The sequence below is a fragment of the Streptomyces sp. NRRL S-646 genome (assembly GCF_000720765.1).
Lineage (GTDB): Bacteria > Actinomycetota > Actinomycetes > Streptomycetales > Streptomycetaceae > Streptomyces.
The window spans coordinates 1-273 of sequence record NZ_JODC01000126.1 but is presented as its reverse complement, the minus strand read 5'-3'; the positions used below and the strand labels follow the sequence as shown (position 1 = coordinate 273).

1 protein-coding gene is annotated in these 273 nt (G+C 64.5%); it reads right to left on the bottom strand.

The annotated features are described in order from the left end of the window. Positions 1 to 273: RNA-guided endonuclease InsQ/TnpB family protein (locus IH68_RS0149195; RefSeq protein WP_030950399.1), on the bottom strand; the 273-nt coding region annotated here is incomplete at both ends.

Below are 273 nucleotides of genomic sequence, written 5' to 3'. Positions count from 1 at the left end.
GAGTCCAGCCACCGACAGGTCCTCCACGGCGATCCCTTGGTTCTCGGATATCAGCTTCGTGGAGAGCTGGTGGTGGAACTCGCGGCGCGCGTCGGCAACTTCGGCATGGGCACGGGCAACCATGTGGCGGGCCTTGGCCCGGTTCTTCGATCCCTTCTGCTTGCGGGACAACTCCGGCTGGGCCTTCTTCAGCTTCTTCTCCGCACGCCGCAAAAAGCGCGGAGAGTCGATCTTCGTGCCGTCGGACAGGACCGCGAAGTGGGTCAGGCCGAG